Origin of the sequence: Amycolatopsis speibonae (assembly GCF_042647925.1) — a bacterium.
GTDB classification, from domain to species: Bacteria; Actinomycetota; Actinomycetes; order Mycobacteriales; family Pseudonocardiaceae; genus Amycolatopsis; species Amycolatopsis speibonae.
In genome coordinates this window covers 31,533-57,581 of sequence record NZ_JBHRWK010000022.1, presented here as the reverse complement: position 1 = coordinate 57,581, position 26,049 = coordinate 31,533, and the positions used below count along the sequence as shown (strand labels likewise).

At 67.1% G+C, this 26,049-nt stretch carries 27 protein-coding genes and 1 tRNA gene; 7 read left to right on the top strand and 21 right to left on the bottom strand.

The genetic code is table 11. The annotated features are described in order from the left end of the window. Window positions 1-88 precede the first annotated feature (88 nt). Window positions 89-886, bottom strand: coding sequence for a TIGR03084 family metal-binding protein (locus ACFOSH_RS16210; protein WP_378239719.1), 798 nt, complete (start codon window positions 884-886; stop codon window positions 89-91). A 128-nt stretch (window positions 887-1,014) separates the two neighbouring features. Between ACFOSH_RS16210 and ACFOSH_RS16205 the strand changes: the two genes are divergently transcribed. Beyond that, window positions 1,015-1,461, top strand: coding sequence for a MerR family DNA-binding protein (locus tag ACFOSH_RS16205; RefSeq protein WP_378239718.1), 447 nt, complete (start codon window positions 1,015-1,017; stop codon window positions 1,459-1,461). Window positions 1,462-1,570: 109 nt separating this feature from the next. Here the strand turns inward: ACFOSH_RS16205 and ACFOSH_RS16200 are convergent, their stop codons facing one another. Continuing rightward, a complete protein-coding gene (locus tag ACFOSH_RS16200) occupies window positions 1,571-2,125 on the bottom strand; it encodes an acyl-CoA dehydrogenase family protein (protein WP_378239717.1) in 555 nt (184 codons plus the stop codon). Between ACFOSH_RS16200 and ACFOSH_RS16195 the strand changes: the two genes are divergently transcribed. Then, window positions 2,118-2,396 (top strand): hypothetical protein, encoded by a 279-nt coding sequence (locus ACFOSH_RS16195; protein WP_378239716.1) that lies wholly within the window; start codon window positions 2,118-2,120, stop codon window positions 2,394-2,396. The two genes, ACFOSH_RS16200 and ACFOSH_RS16195, sit on opposite strands and share 8 nt — an antisense overlap. Window positions 2,397-2,471: 75 nt before the next feature. Here the strand turns inward: ACFOSH_RS16195 and ACFOSH_RS16190 are convergent, their stop codons facing one another. Continuing rightward, window positions 2,472-3,023 (bottom strand): DUF4190 domain-containing protein, encoded by a 552-nt coding sequence (locus tag ACFOSH_RS16190; protein ID WP_378239965.1) that lies wholly within the window; start codon window positions 3,021-3,023, stop codon window positions 2,472-2,474. Between the two features lie 221 nt (window positions 3,024-3,244). Here ACFOSH_RS16190 and ACFOSH_RS16185 point away from each other — a divergent pair, with 221 nt between their 5' ends. Together ACFOSH_RS16185 and ACFOSH_RS16180 are read left to right on the top strand one after the other, a co-directional pair. Beyond that, window positions 3,245-4,444, top strand: coding sequence for a sensor histidine kinase (locus ACFOSH_RS16185; protein WP_378239715.1), 1,200 nt, complete (start codon window positions 3,245-3,247; stop codon window positions 4,442-4,444). 30 nt (window positions 4,445-4,474) lie between these two features. Further along, entirely contained in the window at window positions 4,475-5,122 is a 648-nt protein-coding gene (locus ACFOSH_RS16180; RefSeq protein WP_378239964.1) for a response regulator, read from the top strand. On the opposite strand, the gene ACFOSH_RS16175 is transcribed toward ACFOSH_RS16180, so the two are convergent. Both ACFOSH_RS16175 and ACFOSH_RS16170 read right to left on the bottom strand, forming a co-directional pair. Continuing rightward, window positions 5,095-5,679: a DUF7010 family protein gene (locus ACFOSH_RS16175; protein WP_378239714.1), complete on the bottom strand. Its 585-nt coding sequence runs from the start codon at window positions 5,677-5,679 to the stop codon at window positions 5,095-5,097. The genes ACFOSH_RS16180 and ACFOSH_RS16175 overlap by 28 nt on opposite strands. Before the next feature lie 43 nt (window positions 5,680-5,722). Next, entirely contained in the window at window positions 5,723-6,559 is an 837-nt protein-coding gene (locus tag ACFOSH_RS16170) for an alpha/beta fold hydrolase (RefSeq protein ID WP_378239713.1), read from the bottom strand. A gap of 201 nt (window positions 6,560-6,760) precedes the next feature. Between ACFOSH_RS16170 and ACFOSH_RS16165 the strand changes: the two genes are divergently transcribed. Next, on the top strand, window positions 6,761-7,954 hold the full coding sequence (locus ACFOSH_RS16165) for a type I restriction endonuclease (RefSeq protein WP_378239712.1): 1,194 nt from the start codon (window positions 6,761-6,763) through the stop codon (window positions 7,952-7,954). On the opposite strand, the gene ACFOSH_RS16160 is transcribed toward ACFOSH_RS16165, so the two are convergent. The 7 genes from ACFOSH_RS16160 to nfi form a co-directional block, all read right to left on the bottom strand. Further along, the gene (locus tag ACFOSH_RS16160; RefSeq protein WP_378239711.1) at window positions 7,941-8,465 is read right to left on the bottom strand and encodes a winged helix-turn-helix domain-containing protein; all 525 of its coding nucleotides are present in this window, start codon (window positions 8,463-8,465) and stop codon (window positions 7,941-7,943) included. The two genes, ACFOSH_RS16165 and ACFOSH_RS16160, sit on opposite strands and share 14 nt — an antisense overlap. A gap of 1 nt (window position 8,466) precedes the next feature. Beyond that, a complete protein-coding gene (locus ACFOSH_RS16155) occupies window positions 8,467-9,729 on the bottom strand; it encodes a sulfite oxidase (protein ID WP_378239710.1) in 1,263 nt (420 codons plus the stop codon). Window positions 9,730-9,793: 64 nt separating this feature from the next. Beyond that, window positions 9,794-9,867, bottom strand: a tRNA-Leu gene (locus ACFOSH_RS16150). A 23-nt stretch (window positions 9,868-9,890) separates the two neighbouring features. Further along, complete coding sequence (locus ACFOSH_RS16145; protein ID WP_378239709.1) at window positions 9,891-10,043, bottom strand: hypothetical protein; 153 nt, start codon at window positions 10,041-10,043, stop codon at window positions 9,891-9,893. Window positions 10,044-10,107: 64 nt separating this feature from the next. Beyond that, complete coding sequence (locus ACFOSH_RS16140) at window positions 10,108-11,436, bottom strand: NAD(P)/FAD-dependent oxidoreductase (RefSeq protein WP_020631502.1); 1,329 nt, start codon at window positions 11,434-11,436, stop codon at window positions 10,108-10,110. Window positions 11,437-11,520: 84 nt separating this feature from the next. After that, window positions 11,521-12,213 carry a uracil-DNA glycosylase gene (locus tag ACFOSH_RS16135; RefSeq protein WP_378239708.1) on the bottom strand — a complete coding sequence of 231 codons (693 nt, stop codon included), beginning with the start codon at window positions 12,211-12,213 and terminating at the stop codon, window positions 11,521-11,523. After that, entirely contained in the window at window positions 12,210-12,890 is a 681-nt protein-coding gene (gene nfi, locus ACFOSH_RS16130) for a deoxyribonuclease V (RefSeq protein WP_378239707.1), read from the bottom strand. The genes ACFOSH_RS16135 and nfi overlap by 4 nt, the downstream gene beginning before the upstream one ends. A gap of 28 nt (window positions 12,891-12,918) precedes the next feature. On the opposite strand from nfi, the gene ACFOSH_RS16125 reads away from it, so the two are divergent. Together ACFOSH_RS16125 and ACFOSH_RS16120 are read left to right on the top strand one after the other, a co-directional pair. Next, on the top strand, window positions 12,919-14,415 hold the full coding sequence (locus ACFOSH_RS16125; RefSeq protein WP_378239706.1) for a S10 family peptidase: 1,497 nt from the start codon (window positions 12,919-12,921) through the stop codon (window positions 14,413-14,415). 429 nt (window positions 14,416-14,844) lie between these two features. Further along, a complete protein-coding gene (locus ACFOSH_RS16120) occupies window positions 14,845-15,507 on the top strand; it encodes a hypothetical protein (RefSeq protein WP_378239705.1) in 663 nt (220 codons plus the stop codon). An 87-nt stretch (window positions 15,508-15,594) separates the two neighbouring features. Here ACFOSH_RS16120 and ACFOSH_RS16115 read toward each other — a convergent pair whose 3' ends face one another. The 9 genes from ACFOSH_RS16115 to ACFOSH_RS16075 all read right to left on the bottom strand — a co-directional run bounded on the left by ACFOSH_RS16115 (window position 15,595) and on the right by ACFOSH_RS16075 (window position 26,003). After that, the gene (locus ACFOSH_RS16115) at window positions 15,595-17,313 is read right to left on the bottom strand and encodes a S8 family peptidase (RefSeq protein WP_378239704.1); all 1,719 of its coding nucleotides are present in this window, start codon (window positions 17,311-17,313) and stop codon (window positions 15,595-15,597) included. Window positions 17,314-17,388: 75 nt separating this feature from the next. Next, window positions 17,389-18,387: an ABC transporter ATP-binding protein gene (locus ACFOSH_RS16110; RefSeq protein ID WP_378239703.1), complete on the bottom strand. Its 999-nt coding sequence runs from the start codon at window positions 18,385-18,387 to the stop codon at window positions 17,389-17,391. Then, a complete protein-coding gene (locus ACFOSH_RS16105) occupies window positions 18,380-19,372 on the bottom strand; it encodes an ABC transporter ATP-binding protein (protein ID WP_378239702.1) in 993 nt (330 codons plus the stop codon). The genes ACFOSH_RS16110 and ACFOSH_RS16105 overlap by 8 nt, the downstream gene beginning before the upstream one ends. A gap of 6 nt (window positions 19,373-19,378) precedes the next feature. Beyond that, window positions 19,379-20,332 (bottom strand): ABC transporter permease, encoded by a 954-nt coding sequence (locus ACFOSH_RS16100; RefSeq protein WP_378239701.1) that lies wholly within the window; start codon window positions 20,330-20,332, stop codon window positions 19,379-19,381. Then, complete coding sequence (locus tag ACFOSH_RS16095) at window positions 20,325-21,251, bottom strand: ABC transporter permease (protein WP_378239700.1); 927 nt, start codon at window positions 21,249-21,251, stop codon at window positions 20,325-20,327. Before ACFOSH_RS16095 ends, ACFOSH_RS16100 begins: the two co-directional genes overlap by 8 nt. Before the next feature lie 87 nt (window positions 21,252-21,338). Next, window positions 21,339-22,955, bottom strand: a complete 1,617-nt coding sequence (locus ACFOSH_RS16090) for a peptide ABC transporter substrate-binding protein (protein WP_378239699.1) — start codon at window positions 22,953-22,955, stop codon at window positions 21,339-21,341. Window positions 22,956-23,211: 256 nt separating this feature from the next. Beyond that, entirely contained in the window at window positions 23,212-24,165 is a 954-nt protein-coding gene (locus tag ACFOSH_RS16085; RefSeq protein WP_378239698.1) for a Ppx/GppA phosphatase family protein, read from the bottom strand. A gap of 23 nt (window positions 24,166-24,188) precedes the next feature. Then, the gene (locus ACFOSH_RS16080; RefSeq protein ID WP_378239697.1) at window positions 24,189-25,343 is read right to left on the bottom strand and encodes a lytic transglycosylase domain-containing protein; all 1,155 of its coding nucleotides are present in this window, start codon (window positions 25,341-25,343) and stop codon (window positions 24,189-24,191) included. 183 nt (window positions 25,344-25,526) lie between these two features. Continuing rightward, a complete protein-coding gene (locus ACFOSH_RS16075) occupies window positions 25,527-26,003 on the bottom strand; it encodes a DUF501 domain-containing protein (RefSeq protein WP_378239963.1) in 477 nt (158 codons plus the stop codon). Between the last annotated feature and the right edge of the window lie 46 nt (window positions 26,004-26,049).

Sequence of the window (26,049 nt, the reverse complement as noted above, 5' to 3'; positions counted from 1 at the left end):
TAGACCCCGTGTGCCATCGACGATCGCACCGAGTGGAGTTGATCGCGACTTCCAGGATGCCGTAATCATCGCGGAAGCGGCGCGATGCTCAGCGGTCGAACTGTCCCGGCGCGCGACCCTCGCCCGCGGGGCCGCGATACGCCTGCGCGATGTCCAGCCAGTGATCCGCAAGCGCGCCTTCGGCACGGACGTCGAGATCGTCGCGGTGACGGCGCCGCGTGACCAGGAGGCAGAAGTCCTCCGCGCTCCCGGTGATCCGCTGCCGCGAGTCCTCGGGCCCGAACGTCCACAGCTGCCCGGACGGCGAGGTGATCTCGAAGCGGAACTCCTGCTCCGGCGGGGTCAGGCCACGTGCCTCATAGCCGAAGTCCCGCACCCGGACGGCGAAGCCGACGAGGTACGCGAGCCGGTCTGTCCGCTCCGGCCGTACCCCCAGCGCGTCCGCGACATCCTGCCCGTGCGCGAACAGCTCCATCATCCCGGCGCAGGCGAGGATCGCCGGCGGCAGCGGGTTGACCAGCCACGGCACGACCTGATCCGCCGGGACCGCCGCGAGCGCCTTGATGCCGGCGTCGCGTTCGGCGCGCCATCGGCTCAGCAGGACCTCGTTGGGGTCCCCGAGGTAGTCGTCGAGGGCCGCGTTGACGGCGGCGTCGAAGCCACGCGCCATCGAAGTCTTCGCGAGTTCGGCGAACTTCCCCGGTTCGGCCGCGGACAACCCGGCGATCTTGAAGATGAAGGAAAGATGAGCGATCTGGTGCCTGACCGACCAGCCGGCCGCGGGCGTGGGCAGATCCCATCCCGCGTCGTCCAGCTCGGACACCAGGGCGTCGACCTGTTCACCCTCCGTGGTGAGGTCCCTGATCACGTACCGGAAGTCAGTCACCGTGCCGTCCTCTCGCCGTTTCCACCCTTTCGAATGATGCGGACACGCCGCGCCGTCGTCTTCTCCTCGCGAGCCCCGTCGAATTCGGGCTTGATTCTGGAGCCGGGTCCAAGTTCTACCCTCGGTCCATGGGAACCGAAGCGATGAAGGCGCCGACAGCGCTGACCATGTCCCAGGTGACCTCCCGACCCGGCGTGCGGCCGGACACCGTGCGCTATTACGAGCGCATCGGCCTCCTGCCCGTCCCGGCGCGGACGACCGGGGCACACCGGCGCTACGACGAGGCCGTCCTGGACCGGCTGCGGTTCATCCGCGGCACCCAACGACTCGGGCTGACCTTGACGGAAATCGGTGATCTGCTGAGCGTGCGTGACACCGGGGTGTGCCCGTGCGAGCCCGCCGAAACCATGCTGGAACGCCATCTCGCCGAGATCGAGGCGGAGATGACGCGGCTCGGCGAGCTGCGCGCCGAACTCACTTCCCTGCTGTCCGGGATGTCCGGCGAGAAATGCGCCGACCCCCTTCCCGGGGCCTGGCGCCCGCCTGACCGCGAACCTGCGGAAGGAGGTGGATGACCATGCGGAACGACGACTGGTGCGACTGCGACTGCTGCGGTACCGGCTGCTGCTGACCCGCTTCGGCGGGACCGGCCGGGCGTGACGTCACCCGGCCGGGCATCCGAGGTCAGTCCTGCGGAAGGAGCACCGTCTTCCCGATCCGGTCCTTGCAGACTTCGGCCGAATAGGCCATCAACCCGCCCGCCTGCGCGTCCCGGAACAGCCGTTGGATCGGCGAAGTGCGCAGGAAACCCGAGCCGCCGCCCGCCTTCAACGCGAGCTGGGCGACGTCGCGGGCGATGTCGTTCGCGAGCACCTTCGCCGTCATGGTCGCGGGCAGGAACTCCGGCGAATTCCGATCCGCCGGCCACGCCATGTGCCGGGAGTACATGCGCGCCGCTTCGAGCCGGGTGTGGACATCCGCGGCTTCGAACTGCAGCCATTGCATTTCGGCGAGCGGTTGCCCTGTCGCCGGGATGACGCGGCTTCGGGAGTGCGAGATCAGCGCGTCTTCCGCCGCGTCGGCGATGCCCAAGGACAAGAAGGCGAGGCCGGCCCCGATGTGGTTCGGGCGCCGCTCGGTCGAGGGCGGGCACCGGCGGTCCTCCCGCAGGACGGTCCCTTCGAAGGAGACGAGCTGGCTGCGGCTGGCGCGCAGTCCCATCGTGTCCCAGATGGGCACGAAGGTCATCGTGTCGTCCGGCGCCACGCCGAAGAAGGTGGGCGCCGGTGAGCCGGTATCCGCCGTCGACGGGCTCGGCGATCTGCTGCGGCATCAGGAACATGTTGCCGCCGCTCGGTTCCGACAGTGCGTTGGCGAACCGCTTGCCCTCGATCAGCTCCTCGGCGTAGAAGCGGCCCATGTCGGGAGCGGACAGCCTGCCCAGTCCGACGGCGGCGCCGATGGCGTTCGTGGGCGGGCGGGGCGAACGGATGGACGGGCTCGGTCATGACCGCATCATGCCCGAACCGCGAAGGCCTCCTCGCCACCCCGAGAATGGAGAAGGAGGCCTTTCACCGTCCGGCCGTCACACTCCGGTGCAGGCGGCCGTCGCGAATTCGCCGGAAGCGGTCTTGGTCGAAACCACCGCGCCGTCGACGGTGATCTTGCAGCTGACCGAGCCGCCGGTCTCGCCCGTCGTGACCGTGAGCGTCCCGCCCTTGTAGACGCCCTTGTTCTCGACTTCCTTGTTCCATGGCAGTGCCGGAACCGTTTCGGTGAGCGGGTTGAGCACTTCGCCGTAGACGACTTCGACGTTGGTCGCGTCGCCGGTGATCTCGTAAGACACCTTCGCGGTGCGGTTGAGCTCGTTGTTGATGTCGTCGACGGCCGCGTTGAACACGAAGATCCACACCACACAGACCACGAGCCCGAGTGCCGACAACGCGATTCCGGTGATGGAGAGCCCCTTGTTGGAGGCCTTTCCGTTCTTGACGCGGATCAGCCCGATGATCGAGAAGATCAAGCCGAGGATCACCAGCGGCCAGGCGATGACGCCGACGAACGGGATCGGGGAGAAGACCAGCCCCACCAGGCCGAGGACGAAGCCCGTGACGCCGATGCCGTTGCGGGGTGGCATCGGGCCGCCAGGGGCTTGCGGGGCCGGCGTGTAGGGGGTTTGCTGGGTCACGGGGTTTTCCTTTCAACGGGATGAACGAGGCGGCATACAACCAGCGATCACGGGGCGGCCGCGTCGTCCTCGGCGCGTGAACCCGTTACGACGAAAGTCGTAATCCGCGCGCCGGGAAGGATCGGTTCCGCTGATGCGGGCGGCCTGGCCCGCTTGCGTACGCTCAGCGCATGGCAAGGCGTGTGCTCGGTGTGGTGCTCACCGTGGTGGCGGTCGCGGCGTGCGTGATCAGCAGCATTTTCGTCTTCAGCGCCCAGGGTTATCTCCCGGCGACGAAATCGTTCGACCCGACGTGGTGGTCCACGCTCGGGTTCTTCACCGGGATCGCGGCGGCTGTCATGCTCTGCTGGCGGCACAAATGGCCGGAACTCGTCCTCGGCATCGCCCTGGTGCCGCCGCTTTGTTTCCGGTCCGACGCGCTGGCCGCGCTGGTCGCCCTCGCCGCTTTGGCCGCGCACCGCCGCGACCGTCTCATGTGGATCGGTTCCGTACTGGTCTACCTGGCCACGGCGTGGGCGTTGTTCGGCGACGCCAACCGCCATCCCGAGGTGACCGTCGCGGGACAGATCGTCGGCAAGCAGTTCTCCGCCGTGCAGGTGATGGGGACGCTGACGGTCGCCGTCGTCATGACGGCCGTGCCGCTCACCGTCGGGGTCGTCCGCGGGATGCAGGACACGCTCGCGATCCGTGAGGCCAAGGAAGAGGAGCTCCGCGCCGAAATGACCCGTCGCGCGGAACGCACCCGGATCGCGCGCGAGATGCACGACGTCCTGGGGCACCGGCTTTCCCTGCTGTCCCTGCAAGCCGGCGCGCTTGAGGTCAGCAAGGGACCCGCGACTACCGAAGCGGCGAAGACCGTCCGCACCACCGCACGCCAGTCGCTCGAAGATCTGAGGCAGGTCATCGGGGTCCTTCGCGACGGCCAGGGTTTCGGCGAAAGCGGCGAGGGCGGGCCCCATCCCGAACCACCACAGCCGACGCTGGCGGACATCCCCGAACTGGTCGCCAACGCCCGCCGCGCCGGGCTGGGGGTCAACGTGACGATCCTGCTCGACGACGCGGGCGGCGCGCCGGCGCTGCTCGGCACGACCGCGTACCGGATCGTCCAGGAGTCGATGACCAACATCCTCAAACACGCGCCGGGCGCGGCCGCCGAGGTTTCGGTTCGTGGCGGGCCGGGGAACGGCCTGACCGTCGAAGTCGTCAATCCGCTGTCCTCGACCGCCGCCGCAGGGAAGCCGTCGGGAGCGGGCACCGGGCTGACCGGGATCGGCGAACGCGTCACGCTGATCGGCGGGAACGTCAGCGCCGGCCCCACCGAGGAGCGCACATTCGCCGTCCGGGCTTGGCTACCGTGGGGACACCACTAACCTGTCCGGGTGAACCAGCGCCCACTGCGAGTGCTGCTCGTCGATGACGACCCCCTCGTGCGAACCGGCTTGTCGATGATCCTGTCCAGCACGGACGACATCGAGGTCGTCGCGGAAGCGGGTGACGGGGACGAGGCCGTGCCGAAGGTGACCATGCACGCGCCCGACGTGGTGCTGATGGACATCAGGATGCGGCGGATGAACGGCCTCGCCGCGACCGCCGCCGTCACCGCGCTGCCCAACCCGCCGAAGGTCCTCGTGCTGACCACCTACGACCTCGACGAGTACGTCTTCGACGCGCTCGGCGCGGGCGCGAGCGGGTTCCTGCTGAAAGAGGGCTCGCCGCAGGAGATCATCGACGCGGTGCGCGTGGTCGCGGCGGGTGAAGCGATGCTGTCGCCGCGGACGACGCGGAAACTCATCGGGCACTTCGTCGCCGCCAGGGTGAGCCCTCGCCGTCATCGAGCACGAGCCGGGCTGAGCACATTGACCGAACGGGAACGAGAGATCGTCACCGCTGTCGCGCAGGGCGGGACCAACGCCGGGATCGGCGCGCAACTGCACCTGAGCGAGGCGACGGTGAAGACCCACATCACCCGGATCTTCGCGAAACTCGACGCGACCAACCGGGTCCAGCTGACGATCTTCGCCTACGAAGCGGGGCTTGTCGCGCCCTGACGGTCCGTTCCGAGCAACCCGGCGGCGACGGTCGCCCAGAGCACCACGGCGCCGCCGAAGCCCGGTACGAGCTGCCAGGCCGCCGTCCAGCCCGCGATCGCGAGGACGGCGGCGAGCACGGCGACGACGCACAGCAAGGCGCTCAGCACCAGAAAACGCCGTGAGCCGAACAATTTCGCGAACGGCAGGAAGTGCAGGCCGACCACGAAGAGCACCCACGCGGGCACGGCTTCGGGGAGTTCGAAGACCGCCGAGAGCACTCGCGCTCCGGCGAAGATCCCCACCACCATGAGCAGCACGGCGATCCCGTACTGCTTGCCGAACGGGCTTTCCTCCCGGCCGCCACCCGCGGGCAGCCCGGCACCCCGACGGGCTGTCAGCACGAGCCAGCCCACCAGCCCCAGCACCGCGGCGACACCCACGACGACCAGCGGCGTCGATCCGCCGGAGACGGAGGAGGCGCCGAAGAACCACCACCCGGCACCGAATCCCACTCCGATCGCGGAACTGATCAGCAACGTGATCAGGTGCCCCTTGGTGAACTGTCCGTCCGTCATCTCCCGGGTCTCCTCCTCCCCCCGGCGGAACAGTACCCGGGGCCTACGCGAGCCCGGCGAGGATGGCCGCCGCCTCCCGCGGATGCATGAGGAACCGGACATGGCTGCTCTCGAGCGAACGCACGTCGGTCGGGTTGTCCGGGGTGAGCGCGTCCGCCTCCTTGATGAAACGGTCCTGCAGCGCGAGCGGGATCGACCGGTCTCCGGTGAGCCTGATGTAGGTGCGCGGGATCCGGCCCCAGGTGGCGGCGTCGGCGCGTTCGGTGCCCACGTCGAGGGTCTCGTCCGGCTCGAGGGTGTTGAGGTAGGCGAAGAACTCCTGCTCGGTGCCGTCCTCGAGCATCGCGGTCTTCAACGCGGCCAGCAGCGTGGGATCGGCCGTGCGCCAGTTCATCCGGAGCGCGCCGAGTTCGGCGGGGTTCGCGACGACGACCCCGCCGACGTCGTTGAGCGCACTGCTCGCGTTCTCGGGTCCCTGCATGTACTCGCCCACTGTCGCGTCGACACAACACCACGCGGAGATGTAGACGATCCGGTCGATGAGTTCCGGGACGGCGTTGCCGACCCCCGTGAGCGTGACCCCGCCGCGGCTGTGCCCGACCAGGATGACCGGCCCGTGCCCGGCGACCTCGCGCACGACGTCCACCACTCGCCCGACGACCTCGGCGGAGGTGACACCGGCCTGGTTCGACGGAGCCGTGGCCAGCGTTTCCAGGTCCTGCGGCGCCTGGTAGGCCGCGTGGAAACCGGCTTCGAAACCGTGTCCGGGAAGGTCGACGGCCAGCGTGCGGTGGCCGAGCAGGGCGAGTTCGCGTTGCAGCGGGTTCCAGGTGAACGAGTTGCTGTTGGAGCCGTGGACGAAAACGTAGGTCGGAGTCACGGTTCGTATCCTGACATCCCGGCTTTGCCCGCGTGGCGATCTCGAGCCGAAGGTCGTGACGATCACCTTCGACACCGCCATCGAGGCACGGAATGTAACGCGAGGGCCACCGACGACGACCTAGCTCCCGCAACACAGCGAAAGCTTCTGGGGAAGGTGCGGCTACCGCGCCGAGGAACATGTCGTACGGAGGACATCACTATGGAGATCGCAGAGCGCGCACAGGCTTTGGCTCTGAAGATCCGGAAGCACAAGGCTGATATCCAGACGGAAGAAGCCACCAAGAACGCTTTCGTGATGCCCTTCATCAGCACGGTCCTCGGGTACGACGTCTTCAACCCCGCCGAAGTCATCCCTGAATTCACGGCTGACGTCGGCACCAAAAAGGGTGAGAAGATCGACTACGCCATCGTGCACGACGGGCAAGTACAGGTTCTGGTCGAAGCCAAGAAAATCAACGACCCGCTTCGCATCGAGCACGCGTCCCAGCTCTTTCGGTACTTCGCCGTCACGAACGCGAGAATCGCCATCCTCACGAACGGCGAGACGTACCAGTTCTACACCGACCTGGACGCGCCGAACCGGATGGACGCGAAGCCCTTCCTGGTACTGGACTTTTCGGATATCGACGACACGCTGATCCCCGAACTCGCGAAGTTGAGCAAAGAGTCCTTCAACTTGGACTCGGTCATCAACGCGGCCGAGGAACTCAAGTACATCGGCCAGATCAAACGGATCCTCGCGACCCAGTTCAAGACACCCGAGGACGAGTGGGTGAAGTTTTTGGCCGGCCGGGTCTACGAAGGGTCCTTCACCCAGCGAGTTCGCGATCAGTTCGCTCCGCTCGTGGACAAGGCGGCGCGCCAGTTCCTCAACGAGCAGGTCAACGACCGTTTGAAGAACGCACTGGGCGGACCTGATTCGTTCGTCAGTGTTTCCACTGGCGCGTCCGACCCTTCCGAGCAGGGCATTCCAGCTGAGGGCTCGCCTGCGACGACTGAGGAAACAAGACCGCGTGACAACAACGGCGATGTGGTCACGACCGAAGAAGAACTCGAGGGATACCGGATCGTTCGAGCCATCGTCTGCGGAGAAGTCCCGGCGGCGAGGATCGTCGCGCGTGACACGAAGACCTATTTCGGTGTGCTGCTGGACGACAACAATCGCAAGCCCATCGCCCGGCTGTGGTTCAATCGCGCGAAGAAATACCTCGGCATCTTTGACGAAAACAAGGTGGAGACACGGATCCCCATCGCGACGGTCGAAGAGATCTACCAGTACGCCGACCAGCTCCGGAAGACCGTGGCTCGATACAACTCCTCGGCCGCCTCCGAGTCCAAAGCGGCCGAAGCCGCAGAGCCGGACTTCGCCGACTCGTCACTCAGCCCGCGATGAGCACCTGGCCTGCTCCGTCGAACCGGTAGCCGACCCCGCGCACCGTCGTGATCGGCGTCAGCGCGGGCTCCAGCTTCCCGCGGATCTTCCGGACATGGACGTCCACGGTCCGCCCGTTCCCGCCGGCCAGGCCCCGCACCTGCGCCATCAGCGTGACACGGTCGAAGACGCGGTCCGGATTCCGGCTCAGGAACAGCAGGAGGTCGAACTCCAGCCTGGTGAACTCCAGCACCTCGCCGCACAGCAGCACCCGGCGTGAGTCCGGCTCGATGCGCAGGGGCGGCGCGGAGTCACCGAGGCGCCGCCGCCGTCCGGCGAGTTCGACGACCTGGCCGGAATTCGTTTCACCTGCTTGGAAAGTCCGTGCCGTCAGCGTCACTCCGACAGTGTCCTCAAAGGATTCGAGCAGGCGCGCGGCGATGGCGGCGGCGTGCTCGGAGTCGGTGCTCACCCGCAACGCCAGGGTCAGCTCGACGGTCGGCTCCCCGCTCACCGCGACCGACTGCGTCATCTCACACCACCCGGACCGGATGCCGGACGACGGCGTCGAACAGGTAGCCCTGGGTGTTGTGCGGGGTGACATCGGGCTGGGTGACACCGGCGATGTCCGTGGCCCGTGCCCGCAAGGTCCGAACGCCGGAAACACCGGGGCGCCAAGGGATCTCCCAGCGTTGCCAGCCTCGATCCGCCGCCGCGCCCACGAACTTCGCCTGCCGCCAGCCGTCGCCCGCGTCGACCTCGACCCGTCGGATCCTGCCGTTGCCCGACCATGATCGGCCGCGCAGGACGTGCCTGCCGCCGGCCGCGAACTCCGCGTTCCAGGGCAGTTCGAACGCGCTCTTGACCACCTGCCTGGTCACGACCGTGCCCTCGGCGGGATAGTCCGGCCCGAGCAGCCGGTAGTACCGCGTGTTCCACGGTGACACCAGCGGCGTCTCCGAGACTTCGATGCGCCCCAGCCATTTGATCGACGAGATCCCGATCCAGGACGGCACGACGAGCCGGACGGGATGGCCGTGGTCCGGCGGGAGCGGATGCCCGTTCATCTCGTAGGCCAGCAAGACGTCCTGCAGCGCCTTCGCGACCGGCAGTGGACGGCGCACCTTGCCAAGATTGACCCCGCCGGTGATGTAATCGGCGTCCAGGCCCTCCGGCAGGACGTCCACCGCGTGCCGCGTCAGCCCCGCCCTGGCCAGCACGGTGGAAAGCCGGACGCCGCGCCAGCGCGCGACCCCGATCGCGCCGAGCTTCCACGCCGTGCCGGACACTGTCTGCCCTTGCTGGCTGGTGAAGTAGCTCCGGCCGTTGCCCGCGCATTCGACGGCGGCGGTGATCGTCTCCGAAGGCAACCGGAGCAGATCGCGATAGGTGAACTCGATTGGCCTGTCCGCTGTCGGCGCACCGCGCAACCCGGTTCCGAAGAGTTTCAGGCGCCAGGTGCCGACGTCGATCGAAGGAGTGGCGGTGTGGTTTCGCACGAAGAACCGCTCGACCGGCGTCAGATAGCCCTGACCGCTCAGCGCCTCCCAGCGCGTCTCCGCGTTGGTGCCGTAGACCTCGAAGATCTCCGGCGGCAACGGCTTCACGATCGGTGCCGCCGCCGACGCCGTCTCCGGAGGAAGCGTTCCGAACGCCGTCAGCGCGAGCGAGCCGCAGGCCGCCAGCCGAAGCATTCCGCGCCGCGATATCCCATCGGCTCGCGCTTCTCCCGCGTGCCACCGCGCGAGCCGTGTGCGGTCGTAGGTGGCTTCGTCGGTCAGGCCGGTTCCGGTCATGTGGGTCATTGTCGGCAGCGGCCGTCCGCGCGGACCAGCGCGTCCACAGAGCGGAACTGGGTTGTGCCCCGGACGGGGATCGAACCCGCACTGGGTCGATTTTAAGTCGACTGCCTCTGCCAGTTGGGCTACCGGGGCACAGACAGCCTAGGCGATGGCCCTCAGCTCGCGGCTTCAGTACGCCGATATTCGAGCCAACGAAGGCCGAGTTCGTTCCAGACGGCCTGATACTCCTCGAACTTCTCGTCGACCAGCCGAGGATCGATCCGGTCGGGCGGGGTCAGGCCGGTGGCGAGCGCACCGAAACACTCCAAACGCCGTGAAGGCCTCCTTCCCTACGCTCAAGGTAGGGAAGGAGGCCTTCACGGAGCTACCGCCTCAGGACTTCGACAGCCTGTCGAACTCCTCGCGCGGGTTGTTGATCTGGCCGAGCGAGATGACCTCGCGCCGGAACAGGCCACCGAGCATCCAGTCGAACAGGATGCGGATCTTGCGGTTCCAGGTCGGCATCGCCTTGAGGTGGTACGCACGGTGGAAGAGCCAGGCCGGGAAGCCCTTGATCTTCAGGTTCAGCGCGTCGGCGACACCCTTGTGCAGGCCGAGGCTGGCCACCGCACCCAGGTTCTTGTGGTAGTAGTCCTTCGGCTTGCCGCCGCGGATCACCTTGATGATGTTCTTCGACAGCAGGCGCGCCTGGCGGACGGCGTGCTGCGCGTTCGGCGGGCAGGTCGCGGTCGGGTCCTGCTCGGTGCGCGAGAGGTCCGGCACGGCTGCGTTGTCACCGGCGGTCCAGACGTCGGGGTGCCCGACGACCTGCATCGCGGCGGTGGCCTCGACGCGGCCGCGCTTGTCCAGCGGCAGGTCCGAGGTCGCGAGCACCGGGTTCGCCTTCACGCCGGCGGTCCAGATGATCGTGTCGGTGTCGAACTCGGTGCCGTCCGAGAGCACGACGTGGCCGTTCTCGAACGACTTCGCCGCTGTCGACAAATAGACTTCGATGCCGCGCTTTTCGAGCTGCTCGACGGTGTACACACCGAGCGTCTCGCGCACCTCGGGGAGGATCCGCCCGGCCGCCTCGACGAGCACCCAGCGGATGTCCTCGACCTTGAGGTTCGGGTAGTAGTTCTCCACCGCGAAGCGGGTCATGTCCTCGAGCTCGGCGAGAGCCTCGATACCGGCGAACCCGCCGCCGACGACGGTGAACGTCAGCAGGCGCTTGCGCTGCTCGGGGTCGAGCGTGCTGGCGGCCTCGTCCAGCTTCGTCATGACGTGGTTGCGCAGGTAGATCGCCTCGCCGATGGTCTTGAAGGCGATGCCTTCCTCGACCAGGCCCGGGATCGGCAGGATGCGCGCGACGGCTCCGAGCGCGACCACGAGAACGTCGTAGTTCAGCTGCTCGACGTGCCCGTCGGCGGCCTCGACCGTGACGGCCTTGCGCTCGTGCTCGATCTTCGTCACGCGCGCGGTGAGCACGTGGCAGCGCTTGAGCACGCGCCTCAGCGGCACGACCACGTGCCGCGGTTCGATCGCACCGGCCGCCGCCTCGGGCAGGAAGGGGGCATAGGTCATGTGCGGCTGCGGATCAACGACCGTCACGGACGCTTCGTTGGCCCGGAGCATCTTTTGGAGCCCGTACGCCGTGTAGAGCCCGACGTACCCACCACCGAGGACGAGGATCCGTGTCGGTTCCGACTTAACACCAGCCATATCCCTATAGTCGCACCCATCAGCTGAGATCGCTCGTGTACCCCATCCCGCTGTGACCAGCGTCGCCACGGTTTCCGCACCGATTCAGTTCAGCCCGGCCACCGAGGTCGCGGAGGCCAGGACGTCGCACACCATGTCCAGCGTCAGCCTGCCGGTCTGGACATTGCGCTGCGACACGTGGTAACAGCCGAAAAGACGCAGGTCGCCGAGTCTCACCTCGGCCCCGTGGCCGAATTTCGGGCGTGGCGCGGGCACCGGCCAGCCCGCCTCGGCGAGCACCGGCAGCAGCGCCTGCCAGCCGAACGCGCCGAGCACCACGACGGCCTTCAACGTCGGTTTCAGCAACCCGAGCTCGGCCGCGAGCCAGGATCGGCAGGTGTCCCGTTCCTCAGGTGTGGGCTTGTTGGCGGGTGGCGCGCATCGCACCGGGGCGACCATCCGGGTTCCCCGCAGTTCGAGGCCGTCGCCCATTCGGGTCGACGTCGGCTGCGAAGCGACACCGACCCGGTGAAGCGCCTTGAACAGGACGTCGCCGGAGGGGTCGCCGGTGAACATGCGGCCGGTCCGGTTCGCGCCGTGTGCCGACGGAGCCAAGCCGACGATGGCCAGTGACGCGTCCGGCGGGCCGAATCCGGGCACTGGCCGGGCCCAATAGGTCTCGTCTGCGAAAGCCGCGCGTTTGACCACGGCGATCTCCTCGCGCCACGCGACCAGCCGCGGACAGGCGCGGCAGCCGACGACCTCGGCGTCGAGTTCGGCGAGGGACCGGAACCTCATAGCGCCTCTTTCAACGCGTCGCGGGCGAGGCGATCGGCGTGCCGCGTCGTCTCCGGCTGGCGGAACTCGGGGCACAACCGCAGTACCTGGCGGCATGCGTTGTCCAGCGAGATCTTGTGGCCGACGGAGACATAGACGGGCTTCACGCCGTCCCGGGTGCGCAGAACCGTGCCGACTACCTCGCCGTCGTCCAGCAGCGGTGCCCGTGAGCCACGTTCCGCGCCGGGCTCGTCGTGTTCGCCGATGAACCGGGTCTTGCCGACTCCGATGGACGGCAAGCCGGTCACGACCCCGATGTGACACGCCAGCCCGAACCGGCGCGGGTGGGCCAGCCCGTGCCCGTCGCAGACCAGCAGGTCCGGCGTGAGGTCGAGCGCGCACAGGGCTTCGAGCAAGGGCGGCAGCTCACGAAAGGCGAAAAGGCCCGGTTCGTACGGGAACGAGACCTCGGAAACGACGGCCCGCTTTTCCACGACGCGGAATCCGGAGGTTTCGAGCGTGACCGCCGCGGCGGCGATGAGGCCGCTGCCCTCGTCGTAGGCGACGTCCAGCCCGGTGACCGTGACGATCTCTTGTGGACAACGATCCTCGAGATCGACCAGGCCACGAAGGGTTTCCTGGATCTCGACCGCCTCGCGGGGCGTGTTCGGGCGATCATGCGCCATGACGATGTCCACCTGTACAGACTGCCAGTAAGTTGGAGGCATGCCGGACACCAATCCCGATGAAACGGCCACCGACGAGAAGGACACCCCGTCGGTGGAAACCAAGGTCGAGCCGACCGACGACCTGGTCACCACGAAGCACACGCTGACACTCAAGCGGCGCAAACTCGCGTACACGGCCCAGACCGGGCGGCTCGTGCTGCGGAAGGAGGTCGTCACCGACGGGAAGTCGGAAGGCCACCAGGCCAAGGCCGAGGTGTTCGTGACCTCCTACACGCTCGACGACACGGAGTCCGGTACGCGCCCGGTCACCTTCGCGTTCAACGGCGGCCCCGGCTCGGCGAGCGTCTGGCTGCACATGGGCCTGCTCGGCCCGCGCCGCGTGCTGTCCGGCGACGTCGACGACCCGGTCGCGCCGCCCTACGGGCTGACCGACAACCAGGAAACCCTGCTGGCGCACAGCGACCTGGTGTTCATCGACCCGGTGTCGACCGGCTACTCGCGCGCCGTGGACGGCGAGAAGGCCAAGGAGTACCACGGGTTCACCGCCGACATCGAGTCCATCGGCGAGGTCATCCGGCTCTGGGTGTCGCGCGAGCAGCGTTGGCTCTCGCCGAAGTTCCTCGCGGGCGAGTCGTACGGCACGCTCCGCGCGGCCGGGCTGGCGTCGCATCTGCAGGAACGTCACGGGATGTACCTGAACGGGCTCCTGCTGATCTCGTCGGTGCTGGACCTGGGCACCCTGCGGTTCACCGAGGGCAACGACCTGCCGTACTCGCTCTACGTGCCGACGTACGCGGCCATCGCGCACTACCACGGGCTCCACGGCGACCGTCCACTCGACGACGTCCTCGCGGATGCCGAGGACTTCGCGGCCAAGGAACTCCCCTGGGCTCTCGCACGCGGCGCCCGCCTGTCCACACAGGATCGAGCCGAAGCGGTGGCGACGCTCGCTTCGTTGACCGGTTTGAGCGAGTCCTATGTGGACCGCGTCAACCTGCGGATCGAGCACGTTCGCTACTTCACCGAGCTGTTGCGGGACAAGGGTCTCACCGTCGGCCGGATGGACGGCCGGTTCACCACCTGGGAACCCGACGGCGGCCGCGAGCACATGAGTGACGACCCGTCGATCTCGCGGATCATCGGCGCCTACACGGGCGGGCTCAACCACTACGTGCGCGCCGAGCTCGGCTACGAGAACGACCTGCCGTACGAGATCCTCTCGACGGACGTCTTCAAAGCCTGGTCGTACTCCGACTTCGAGGGCCGCTCGGTGTCCTCTGTGGACTCACTCGCGTCGGCCATGCGGGCGAACCCGCACCTTCGGGTGCATGTCGCCTTCGGCCACTACGATGGCGCGACGCCTTACTTCGCTTCGGAGCACGTGTTGGCGCGACTGCAGATTCCTGAGGAACTGCGGGAGAACATCGACACGGCGTACTACCCGGCCGGGCACATGATGTACGTGCACGAGGAGTCGCGGGTGCGGCAGGCGAAGGACCTGGCGAAGTTCATCAAGGCCGCTTCGGGGAAGTAGCGCACTCTCCTTCCGCTCGACAAGCGCCATGAAAGGTCCTTTCCTTGCCAATTTTGCAAGGAAAGGACCTTTCATAGCATTCCGGCACCAAGTTCTGTCGGACCTGTCGATCACCATGTCAGCATGTACCTATCAAGAGCTCCGCTCACGGACTCATACCTACGTCAACACAGCCGGTACGGAGTCATCCGCGTGGCGACCCTGGAGAAACTAGGAGTTACGCAGAGTACTTCGTATCGAAGATGCCAGCCTGGCGGTAGGTGGACTCACCTGCTGCCAGGCATCGTCCTTCTCTCGAAGGAAAAACCGACCGCTCGGCAACGAGTCGAAGCCGCGTTGATGCTCACGGGCGACCTAGGGGTCGTCACCGGTTTCGAGGCCGCACGAAGGTACGGCCTACGACAGTCTGGGCCCCACGGCACCGTTCACGTGCTCATTCCCCAGCAGCGCAAAGTGCGAAGCGTCAAGTTCACGATCATCGAAAGAACGATCGACATGCCAGAACGTCGCGTGATCGAGGGGGTGCCGTTGGCCGCCCCGGCTCGAGCAGTTCTGGACGGTGTCAGGCGCATTCGCGATCTCGACCCGGTGCGTTCCTTGCTGATCGAGACAGTCGAGACCGGCCTGTGCACAGTCGGCGAACTGAGCGCTGAACTCGGGTCAGGCAGCAGACGTGGAACAGCGCTTCCCCGTGCCGTTCTCCGAGAGCTCGCGGCCGAGGTCAAGTCAGTACCTGAGGCTGCGGCGCTGGCGATCTGGAAGAGAGCCGGACTACCCCCAGCCGAGCAGAACGTCAAGATTCACGATGCCTTCGGCAACTACATCGGCAAGCCCGATTCATGGTGCGACGAACTCGCCATGGCGTGGGAAATCGATTCGTATGCCTTCCATTTCGGCAGGGATGCCTACCGGAAGACTCTTCACCGCAACAATCGGTATGCCGCTGCGGGGATCGTCGTCGTGCAGACGTTGCCGTCCCGGATACGCGACGAGCCGGACAAGGTCATCGCCGAGCTCCGTGCTGCGGCCGAGGCTGCGGCACGACGCCCGAGGCCTGCCATCTCCGTGGTCCGCTCCGAGCGGGCCGCCTGATAGCCCAGCCTGTCGCGCTATGAAAGGTCCTTTCCTTGCCAAATTTGCAAGGAAAGGACCTTTCATAGCACTCTCAGGACCGAAAGATCAGCCTCGCAGGTATTGGGAACCGTGCGTGACGGCCGACCAAGCGTCCACGGCACCGTGACCGTAGAAGCCGTTGAACGAAGCGTCACCGGTGCAGGTCGCGGTAAACGACGCGTCCCGGCCTTCCTTCAGGTAGTCGACGGTCCGCGGCGTCGGGCACGCGATGTCCGAAGCCGTGCCTTCGAGCACCCGCTGCACCGCGTCCGGGTCCATCCCGAAGTCGCGAGAGCCCTTGCCGTACTGCGAAACGATGAGCGCGGCGACACCGGTCGCGTGCGGCGACGCCATCGACGTCCCCTGCAGCCACTGGTAGTAGCCGACGCGACCGTCGGCGGCGGTCGCCTTCTGGATCCCGGCGGTGACACCGGCGGGCGTGATGTTCCCGGCCGCGTCGATGTTGCCTTCGGCGACGCCGACGTTGCGCGGGTAAGTCGAGAGGATCTCGTTCTCGACCGTGCGGTACCACGGGGTGCCGAAGTAGTCACGGAAGTATCCGCCGGGCGCGGAGACCGAGATCTGCTCGACGCCGTAGTTCGAGTAGTCCGCCTTCGCCTGCGAAGGACCGAAGGACGAGACACCGATCGTGTGCGGGCCTTCGACGGGCAGCGAGAGGCAGCTGTTGTCGATCTGCCTCGGGTGCGTGCTGTTCGACGGGTAGCCCGGGCTGGACGCGTCCGGCTGCGGGGCGGCGAGGTCGCTGTGCTGGTTGCCCAGCGAGACGACCTGGGTGACGCCCTTGCGGTGCGCGTAGTTCAGCGCTCGCGTCGTGGCCTCGATGATGGTGCGCTGCTCGGCCTGCTGCGCGGGCGTGTCCGCGGCGTTCGCGGCACAGTTGTACAGCCAGGGGTCCGTGTAGAAGCTCATGTTGACGACGTCCACACCGGCGTCGCCGGCGTAGGTGATCGCGTCCACGGTCGACTGCAGGAAGAAGAAGCCCGAGTCCTGCCCGGCGCGGATGTTCACCAGCGTCACGTTCGGCGCGACGCCCGAGACGCCGAAGCCGTTCGCGGCGGCGCCGATGGTGCCGGCGACGTGCGTGCCGTGCCCGTTGTCGTCATGGTCCACCGGGTCCACGCAGCCGCGGAATTCACACGGACCGTCGACGACCGCGCCGTTGACGTCGGAGACGATGTCCTTCGTGAAGTTCCGCGACGCCGCGCGGTCGAAGTTCGGCGCGATGTCCGGGTGGCTCGCGTCGACACCGGTGTCGATGATGCCGACCTTCACCCGCTTGTCACCGGGCTGCTTGGTGCGCGAAAGGTCCGAGCGGACCGACTTGAGGCCCCAGAGCTGGTCGTCGAGCGGGTCCATGCTGACGGTCTTCGGCTGCGCCGGCTTCTTGGCCGACGCGGCACCGCGGCTTTCCTTCTCGACGAGGTTCGGCTTGACCTTCGCCTTGTCGCTCTTCGGCGCGGCGCCGATCGGCTTCGCTTTGGCCGCACCGAAGACCGAGCGGTCGGCGGTGACCCGTTCGGCGAAACCGTTGGCGGGCGCGGTCGCGGTGATCAGGCCGACCGCGGTGTTGCTGGTCACGACGGTACCCCCGGCGGCGCGGATCGCCTTTTCCACCGACGCGACACTCTGGCCTTCACGGGCCAGGACGGAGAATTCGGTCGCCGCACCGGAAAGCGCCGGCTGCGCGGATGCGACCGGAGTAGCGACGATCGCGCTGAACAGCGGTACCGCGAGCGCGATCACGAGAGATCTTGGCTTTTTCACTTCCTGCCTCCTGAAGAAAGGATTCGTGCAAACTACGTCAGCGGTCTCCGCTAATCAACGAAGTCCCTACGAAAGTCAGGGAACGACTGTTTTCTCCTCCGCGAAATGACAGGCGGACAAATGCCCGCCCGCCCGCGTGATCAATTCGGGTTCCTGATCGGCGCAGACGTCCTGCGCCTTCCAGCACCGGGTGCGGAACCGGCAGCCGGACGGCGGATCCAGCGGGCTGGGCACGTCGCCTTCCAGGCGGATCACCTGCCGCTGCCCGCGCAACGCCGGATCCGCGACAGGCACCGCGGAAAGCAGCGCCTGCGTATAGGGATGCGCCGGATGTTCGTAGATCTCCTCTTCCGTCCCCATTTCCACGATCTTGCCGAGATACATGACCGCGACCCGCGTGGAAAGGTGACGGACAACCGACAGATCGTGTGCGATGAACACGTAGGAAAGACCGAATTCCTTCTGTAGTTCACCGAGCAGGTTCATCACCTGCGCCTGGATCGAAACGTCCAGCGCGGAAACCGGTTCGTCGCAGATGATGACCTTCGGCCGCAACGCCAGGGCCCGCGCGATCCCGATGCGCTGACGCTGCCCGCCGGAGAACTGGTGCGGATAGCGGTTGATGTGCTCGGGGTTCAGCCCGACGACGTCGAGCAGCTCCCGCACCTTCGCCGCCCGCGAACCCTTCGGCGCCACCTCGGTGTGGATTTCGAACGGCTCGCCGATGATGTCGCCGACAGTCATCCTCGGGTTCAGCGAGGTGTACGGATCCTGCAGCACGATCTGGATCTCGCGCCGCAGCTTCCTGAGTTCGGCTCCCCGCAACGCGAAGATGTCGCGTCCCTCGAAGGTCGCGAGCCCGCCCGTAGGTTCCTCCAGCCGCATCAGCACCTGGGCCAAAGTGGACTTTCCGCAGCCGGATTCCCCCACCACACCCAGGGTTTCCCCCGGCATGAGATCGAAGGAAACTCCGTCGACCGCCTTCACGTGGCCGATCGTGCGCTTGAAGAGAACCCCGGCTCGCACCGGGAAGTACTTCACCAGGTTCTCGACCCGCAGAATGGGTTCAGACACGACCGCTCACCACCTCGTCGGCGAAGTGGCAGGCGCTGACCCTGCCGAAGCCGAGACTGTGCAGAGCCGGCCGCTCGGTCTCGCACCGGCTCTCCGCCCGGGGGCAGCGCGGATGGAACGGGCAGCCGGGCGGGACGTTCAGCAGGCTCGGCGGCAGGCCCTTGATGGTCTCCAGCGTCTGTCCTTTGAGGTCGAGCCGCGGCAGCGAGGCCATCAGCGCCTCGGTGTAGGGGTGCCCCGGCGAGCGGAACAACTCGGTGACGTCGGCCTGTTCGACGATCCGGCCCGCGTACATCACGGCGATCCGGTCGGCGACCTCGGCGACCACCGCCAGGTCGTGGGTGATCAGGATCAGCCCCATCCGCCGTTCGGCCTGGATCTCCGCCAGCAGGTCCATGATCTGGGCCTGCACGGTGACGTCGAGCGCGGTCGTCGGCTCGTCCGCGATCAGCAGATCGGGGTCGAGCGCGAGCGACATGGCGATCATCGCGCGCTGCCGCATCCCGCCCGAGAACTGGTGCGGATACTCGCGGATCCGCCGGGCCGCGGCCGGGATGCGCACGATGTCGAGCAGTTCGATCGCCCGCTTGCGAGCGTCCTTTCTGGACATCCCGAGGCGGACGCGCAGCTGCTCCTCGATCTGGAATCCCACGGTGAAGACGGGGTTCAGCGCGGAAAGCGCGTCCTGGAAGATCATCGCGATCTCCCCGCCTCGCACTTCACGCCGCCGCTCTTCGGTGGCGGTGAGCAGATCCTCGCCGCGATAGCGGACGGCGCCGCCGGTGACGACGGCGGGCGGGCTGTCGAGGATGCCCATCACCGTCTGGGCGGTCACGCTCTTGCCCGAACCCGATTCTCCCAGCACGGCAAGGGTTTCCCCGGCGTGCACGGAGTAGTCGACCCCGTTTAACACGGTCGCGACGCCGTCGGAGGTGCGGAATTCGACGTGGAGGTCTTCCACCTCTAGCAGCAATTCGTCGGTCACAGCCGATCACCGGGCCTTCGGGTCGAGCGCGTCGCGGATCCCGTCACCGAGCATGACGAACGCGAGCACGGTGATGGTGACGAACCCGGCCGGGAACAACAGCATGTGCGGGTTCACCCGGAAGTAGTCCCGCGCGTCGCTGATCATCACGCCCCACGAAACGACCGGCGGTCGCACGCCGACCCCGAGGTAGGCCAGCGTCGCCTCCGCGCCGATGAACGCGCCGAGCGCGATGGTCCCGTAGACCAGCACCGGCGCGACCGTGTTGGGCAGCAGATGCCGGAACACGATGCGCGGTGTGCTCGCGCCGAGGCCGCGCGCGGCCTTGACGTAGTCGAGTTGCTTGGCCACCAGCGTCGCCGAGCGCATGATGCGCATCGCCACCGGCCAGCTCAGCGCGGCGATCGAGACGACCACCTGGACGATGATGGTGACCGCGCCGGGGTTCGAGCCGGGGGCGTTGAACGTGGTCAGGATGACGATCGCGCCGAGCACGAACGGCAGCGCCGCGAAGATGTCGCCCACCCGCGAGAACAGGCTGTCGATGAGACGGCCGTAGTACCCGGCGACGATCCCGACCACCGAGCCGATCAAAATCGTCAGCACCGTCGCGAAGACGCCGACCAGCAGCGATGCCCGCGCGCCGTGGATGGTCCGCGCGTAGACGTCGTAACCCTGGTTGTCGTAACCGAACCAGGCGTCCGCGGACGGTCCTTCGTTGGCGTGGAGCAGATCGCTGAACCCGGCGGGCCGGGAACTGAACAGGTCGGGCGCGATCGCGATGAGCACGACGAGCGCGATGATGGCGGCGGAAATGAGGAACGACGGCCGCTTGCGCAGCATTCGCCAGGCGTCGCCGCCGAGACTGCGCGGTTTGTGCGCCACCGCGGAATCGTCGGCGACTCCGGCGCTCGCGACGTCCACGGAGGAGACGCCGCCGGCCACGTTGGGGTCAGTCATAACGGATCCTCGGGTCGAGAACGGCGTAGAGCAGGTCGACGACGAGACTCACCAGCAGGTAGACCACCACCAGCAGAACGACGACGCCGGTGACGGTGGCGCCCTCCCGGTTCTGGATACCGCGGAAGATGAGCCCGCCGATGCCGTTGATGTTGAACACGCCTTCGGTGACGATGGCCCCGCCCATGAGCGCGCCGATGTCGGTGCCGATGAAGGTCAGCACCGGGATCACCGAGTTCCGGAGCAGGTGCACTCCGACGACCCGGCTGCGCGGCTGTCCTTTCGCGACGGCCGTGCGGACGTAGTCGGCGTGCCGGTTCTCGGCGATGCTCGTTCTGGTCAATCGGGCGATGTAGGCCATGGACAGACTACCGAGCGCGATTCCGGGCACGATCAGTTCGCCGATCGTGGCGTCCTCGGACACACTCGCGTCGATGATGCCCAGTTCCGAACCGAGGACGATCTGGAGCACGATCGCGGTGACGAACACCGGGATCGAGATCAGGAACGTGGTGGACATCAGCACGAGGTTGTCGAGGAAACCCTTGCCGCGCAGGCCGGTCAGGATGCCGGCGGACAGGCCGATGATCGCTTCGATGGCCACCGCGATGAGGGCGAGCCGGACGGTCACCGGATAGGCGTTCCCGATCAGCTCGCCGACCGAGACACCGTTGAAGGTCTCGCCCCAGTCGCCGGTGAACAGGTTGCCGAGGTACTTGAAGTACTGGACGAAGATCGAATCGTCGAGGTTGAACTTGTCGGTCATCATCTCGATGTAGGCGGGCGGGCAGGCGACCTGACCGCATTTGCCGGCGAACGGGTCACCGGGCACCGCCCACACCAGGGCGTAGATGAGGAACGTGGTGCCGAAGAAGACCGGGATGAGTTGAAGGAGGCGTCGAAGGATGTATTGGGGCATGGGCGTGCCGTCCTGGGGATCGCGTGGTGGGAGCCGGGGTTCCGGCGGGCCGGGCGCGATGCGCACCCGGCCCGCCGGACCACGCGATTACTTCGCCGCGACCTCGATGGACGAGTAGTCCGCGAGACGACCGAAGTCGAGCTTCGCGACCTTCAGCCGGTTCGACTTGCCGCCGACACCCTTCTCTTCCCAGACGGGGATCTGCGGCAGGTCCTTCGCGATCAGGTCCTCCGCCTGCTGGTACAGCTTGATCGCCGCCGTCTTGTCGGCGGTCTGGTCCGCCTGGTTCAGCAGCGCGTCGACGGCCGGGCTCTTGTACGTCGAGTCGTTCGACGAACCGGTGCTCTTGTAGCGCGGGTTCAGGTAGTTCTCGATCGACGGGTAGTCGGCCGACCAGTCGGAGCGGCCCATGCCGGTCAGCTGGCGGTTGTTGACGATGCTGCGCCACTGGCCGAAGTCGGTCGCCGGGACGAAGTCGCATTCGACGCCGAGCGCGTTCTTGATGCTGTTGCACGCCGCGACCAGCGGTTCCTTGCGGCCACCGTCGGCGTTCGAGGCGATGGTCAGCTTGCCGGTATAACCGGACTTCGCGAAGAGCTCCTTGGCCTTCACCGGATCGAACTTGCAGAACTCGCAGACGCCCGGCCGGTACCCCTCGATACCGCGCGAAACATAGCCGTCGGCGGGCGAGTAGGTGTCGTTCATGACGGTCTTGACGATCTGCTCGCGGTCGATGGCCATCGAGATCGCCTTGCGCAGGTCCAGGTTGTCGTAACCCGGGACGTAGTAAGGGATGGCGAGCGCGCTGATGCCGAGCAGGTTTCCTTCGACCAGACGCTCACCGAGGTCGGCCTTGTACTTCCCGCCGGCCTTCGCCGAAGGCGGGAGCGCCTCCATGAAGTCGAGACGGTTGCTCAGCAGATCCTGGTACGCGGTCTCCTGGCTGGTGTAGATGCGGACTTCCAGGTCCTTGAACTTGACCTTGTCCTCGCCCTGGTACTCGTCGAAGCGCGTGAGCTTCATGTTCTGGTTGGGCGTGCGCGAAACGAACTTCAGCGGTCCGTTCCCGATCGGGGCCTTGGCGAACCCCTCCGGGTCGGCGAAGAACTTGTCCGGCAGCGGCGCGAAGGCGAGGTAACCGATCTTGGTGGCGAACACCGAGAACGGGCCCTTGAGGGTGACCTGGAACTCGTAGTCGTTCACGACCTTGAGCCCGGACATCTCCTTGACCGTCGGCTCTTTGGCGCTGATCTCGTCGTAGCCCTGGATCTGCTCGAAGAACGACGCGTTCTGCATGCCGTTCTTGCCGTTCGCGCTGTAGTTCCACGCGTCGACGAAGTTCTTGGCCTTGACCTCGGTCCCGTCGTGGAACTTCCAGCCCTTTTTGAGCTTGATGTCGAAGACCTTCGAATCGGTCGTGGTGATCGATTCGGCCATCAGGTTGTACGGCTCGGCGGTGTCGGATTTGTAGCCGACCAGCGCCGAGAAGACCGGCTTGAGCGCCTTGGACCCACCGAGTTCGTTGGTGTTGGCGGGAATCAGCGTGTTCTCCGGCTCGGTGCCGTAGACCGAAACGGACGCGTTGGCGTCGGCGGCGCCGGATCCCTTGTCGTCCTTGGACCCACCACCCCCACAGGCCGTCAGCAGCAGGGCCGCCGTGGCCACCACCGCCGTCGCTCCCCAGAACCCGCGTGAAGCCCGCATGTCCCCTCCAACTCTCGTCGTCGGATAGTCCGGCGAGCGCTGGTCGCGCCCCACCGCCCAGAAGGTGAGACGACGCTATGGGACAGGTGAAGCCGATCACAGTGCGTTGGTGTTGCAAATGGGTGACGGTGTCCCGGACCACCCGGTTAGAGCACAACGTTGGTAGGAACGGGGCTGGTCCGAACGGGCTAATCCGGACTGGAGGTCACCACTTGATCACCGAAAGAAATGGCTTCACGTAAGAGAAACCCGGCTGTCAAGCCAGTGACAGCGCGATCCCGTCGAGGATGTCGTGCTCGGAGATCACCAATTCGTCAGGACCACCGCGCGTGGCGAACTGCTCCGCCAGGACCTGCACGATCACCGAGCCGCCGCCGATCACGTCGACCCGCCCGGGGTGGATCACCGGGTTCGCGGCGCGGGTCGCGTGGTCGGCTGTGAGGAGCGACTGCGCGACGCGGTCGATTTCGGCGTGGGAGAGCTTCGAGAGGTGGGTTCGCTCGGAGTCGTACTCGGACAGCCCCTGTGCCACGGCCGTCAGGGTCGTGACCGTCCCGGCGACACCGATCCACGTCTTGGCGGTCGACACGTCCACGACGTCGAAGGCCTCGGTGAGCACCTTGGCGGCCAGCTCGCGGGCTTCGGCGATCTCGCCCGCTGTCGGCGGGTCGGACTTCAACGCGCGTTCGGTGATCCGCACGCAGCCGATGTCGACCGACTTGGCCGCGATGACCTCGGCCTGACGGCCGTCCCAGGTACCGACCACGAGTTCGGTCGAGCCGCCGCCGACGTCCACCACCACGAAGGGGCCGTCATCGGGATCCTGCTCACCGACGGCGCCGGTGAAGGACAGCCGCGCCTCTTCGTCGCCGCTGATGACTTCGGCCTCGGTACCGAGCACTTCACGCGTCATCGCGAAGAACTCGTCGCGGTTGCTCGCGTCGCGAGTCGCCGACGTCGCGACCATGCGGACCTTTTCCACGCCCTTGCGGCGCGCGGCGATCGTGTAGTCGGCCAGCGCCGCGCGGGTGCGATCGAGCGCCTCGGGGGCCAACCTGCCGGTGGCGTCCACACCCTGACCGAGGCGGACGATCCGCATCTCGCGATGCAGGTCGCGCAGGTCGACCGTCCCGTCGTGACGGGGGGTCAGCTCGGCGACGAGCAAGCGGATGGAGTTGGTCCCACAGTCGATCGCGGCAACACGAGGCATGTGTTCAGCCTAGTCAATGCCGATCAGGTGGGTTTGGTGCTGTTGCTCGTCGAGGTCACCGTCGTGGTCGTCGTGGTCGTCGTCGGCGAGGAACAGGTCGTCGGCGGCGGAGTCGTGGTCGTCGGGCTCGTGCTCGAGGTGGTCGGTTGCGTCTCCGTCACGGTGACCGTGGGGCACGCCGGCTTCGAGCTGCTCGTCGACGGTTTCGACGAGGACGAACCCGAATTGCTCGGCGGCAGCGAACTCGACGGCGGCGGTGTCACCGAACCGGGCGGCGTCGGCGGCACCGGGGGCGGCGGCACCGAGGCGGGCGGCGGCGCGGCGGCGGCGTTCGGGGCACCGATGGGCACCCGGCTGTCCGGCGTCGGCATGACCCCCGTGCGGTAGGCCTCGGCCCAGATCAGCACGGTGTTCACGTAGGTGTCGGAATTGTTGTAGCGGAACACGGCCGCGCGCAACTGGTCCGGTTTGGACAGATCGAGCCCGCCGGAGCACAGGTAGCGGCCGGTGCCGAGCGCCGCGTCGAAGATGTTGTTCGGGTTCGACTCACCGTCGCCGTTGCCGTCGGAGGCGTAGCGGGCCCAGGTCGACGGGATAAACTGCGTCGGGCCGACGGCGCGGTCCCAGACCGTGTCGCCGTCGTACTTGCCGCCGTCGGTGTCCGGGATGGCCGCGAACGGTCCGGCGCCGTTGAGCTGCGGGCCGAGGATCGGTTCGAGGGTGTTGCCGTTCGCGTCGACGAAACCGCCGCGCGCGTGGTTGGACTCGATCCGGCCGATGCTCGCGATCAGCGCCCAGTCGATGTGACAGCCGGGCTGTTCGGCGATGAGGATGTCGGCGGCTTTGCGGTACGCGGCGAGGGCGGTGACCGGGATGCCGAGCGGACCGTTGGGGAGTTCGTCCGCGGGGAGCGGGAGCGGGGTCGGCGCGTTCGGCAGGCTGCCGTCGACGCCGATCTGCTGGACGAGCGGGTTCTTCGGGTCATAGCCGCCGACGAGGGCGACGTTGCCGGTATGGACCGTGCTCGCCGTCGCGGCCCAGCTGCCGGCACCGACGACCGCGGCACCGGCCGGGACGATGGCGAGGACACCTCCGGTCACCGCGGCGATCGTGCGGTGCCGGAGACAGAGTCTCCGGACATGACCGTTCACCGCGCCTGGCACGTGCCTCACGCGCATACCTCAGAACCCTCCCGGCGGACCGCGACTCGGCGATCCGGTACTTCCCACCCCGACAAACCCTCGACCGTGCACAGCCTGCCGCATACGGTGACCGGTTTCACCCCATAGGGGAGGACCAGTTGGTCGACGAAGGGTGAATTAACCCACCTGGAGGAACTATCTGTGCACCGGGCGCCGGTGTTACCCCTGGCAGTCGCCCGACGGCCATCCGGTGGCCTTGAGCAGCGCGAGGGTTTCGTCCCCGAACGGGTTCACCCCGGGGCCGACGGCGAGCGTGTGCGCCAGGTGGACGTGCAGGCATTTGACGCGGCCGGGCATCCCGCCGGCGCTGACCTCGTGGCCGAGCGAGTCGATGGCGTCGCGTTCGGCAAGGTAGCTCTCGTGGGTCCGCTGGTAGGTGGCCGCCAGCTCGGGGTCCTCCGCGAGCCTGTCGGTCATCTCCTTCATCAGCCCGGACGCCTCGAGCGTGCCGACCATCGAAGTCAGCTTCGGGCAGGTCAAGTAGTAGAGCGTCGGGAAGGGGGTGCCGTCGTCGAGGCGGGGGCTGGTCTGCACGACCGACGGGTGGCCGCTCGGGCAGCGCGCGGCGACGGCGCGCAGCGCACGGGGCGCCCGGCCGAGCTGTTCCGCGATGATCTCGCGGTCGGCGTCGGTCACAGGCTCGTATGAAGACTTTTCCGTGCTGTTCACGTCCCTAAGGCTA

Coding starts and splice junctions, on each gene's coding strand:
- ACFOSH_RS16205 (WP_378239718.1), top strand. CDS start 1,015: ATGGGAACCGAAGCGATGAAGGCGCCGACAGCGCTGACCATGTCCCAG.
- ACFOSH_RS16195 (WP_378239716.1), top strand. CDS start 2,118: ATGGGCACGAAGGTCATCGTGTCGTCCGGCGCCACGCCGAAGAAGGTG.
- ACFOSH_RS16190 (WP_378239965.1), bottom strand. CDS start 3,023: ATGCCACCCCGCAACGGCATCGGCGTCACGGGCTTCGTCCTCGGCCTG.
- ACFOSH_RS16185 (WP_378239715.1), top strand. CDS start 3,245: ATGGCAAGGCGTGTGCTCGGTGTGGTGCTCACCGTGGTGGCGGTCGCG.
- ACFOSH_RS16175 (WP_378239714.1), bottom strand. CDS start 5,679: ATGACGGACGGACAGTTCACCAAGGGGCACCTGATCACGTTGCTGATC.
- ACFOSH_RS16165 (WP_378239712.1), top strand. CDS start 6,761: ATGGAGATCGCAGAGCGCGCACAGGCTTTGGCTCTGAAGATCCGGAAG.
- ACFOSH_RS16160 (WP_378239711.1), bottom strand. CDS start 8,465: ATGACGCAGTCGGTCGCGGTGAGCGGGGAGCCGACCGTCGAGCTGACC.
- ACFOSH_RS16155 (WP_378239710.1), bottom strand. CDS start 9,729: ATGACCGGAACCGGCCTGACCGACGAAGCCACCTACGACCGCACACGG.
- ACFOSH_RS16140 (WP_020631502.1), bottom strand. CDS start 11,436: ATGGCTGGTGTTAAGTCGGAACCGACACGGATCCTCGTCCTCGGTGGT.
- ACFOSH_RS16135 (WP_378239708.1), bottom strand. CDS start 12,213: ATGAGGTTCCGGTCCCTCGCCGAACTCGACGCCGAGGTCGTCGGCTGC.
- ACFOSH_RS16125 (WP_378239706.1), top strand. CDS start 12,919: ATGCCGGACACCAATCCCGATGAAACGGCCACCGACGAGAAGGACACC.
- ACFOSH_RS16100 (WP_378239701.1), bottom strand. CDS start 20,332: ATGACTGACCCCAACGTGGCCGGCGGCGTCTCCTCCGTGGACGTCGCG.
- ACFOSH_RS16095 (WP_378239700.1), bottom strand. CDS start 21,251: ATGCCCCAATACATCCTTCGACGCCTCCTTCAACTCATCCCGGTCTTC.
- ACFOSH_RS16090 (WP_378239699.1), bottom strand. CDS start 22,955: ATGCGGGCTTCACGCGGGTTCTGGGGAGCGACGGCGGTGGTGGCCACG.
- ACFOSH_RS16085 (WP_378239698.1), bottom strand. CDS start 24,165: ATGCCTCGTGTTGCCGCGATCGACTGTGGGACCAACTCCATCCGCTTG.
- ACFOSH_RS16080 (WP_378239697.1), bottom strand. CDS start 25,343: ATGCGCGTGAGGCACGTGCCAGGCGCGGTGAACGGTCATGTCCGGAGA.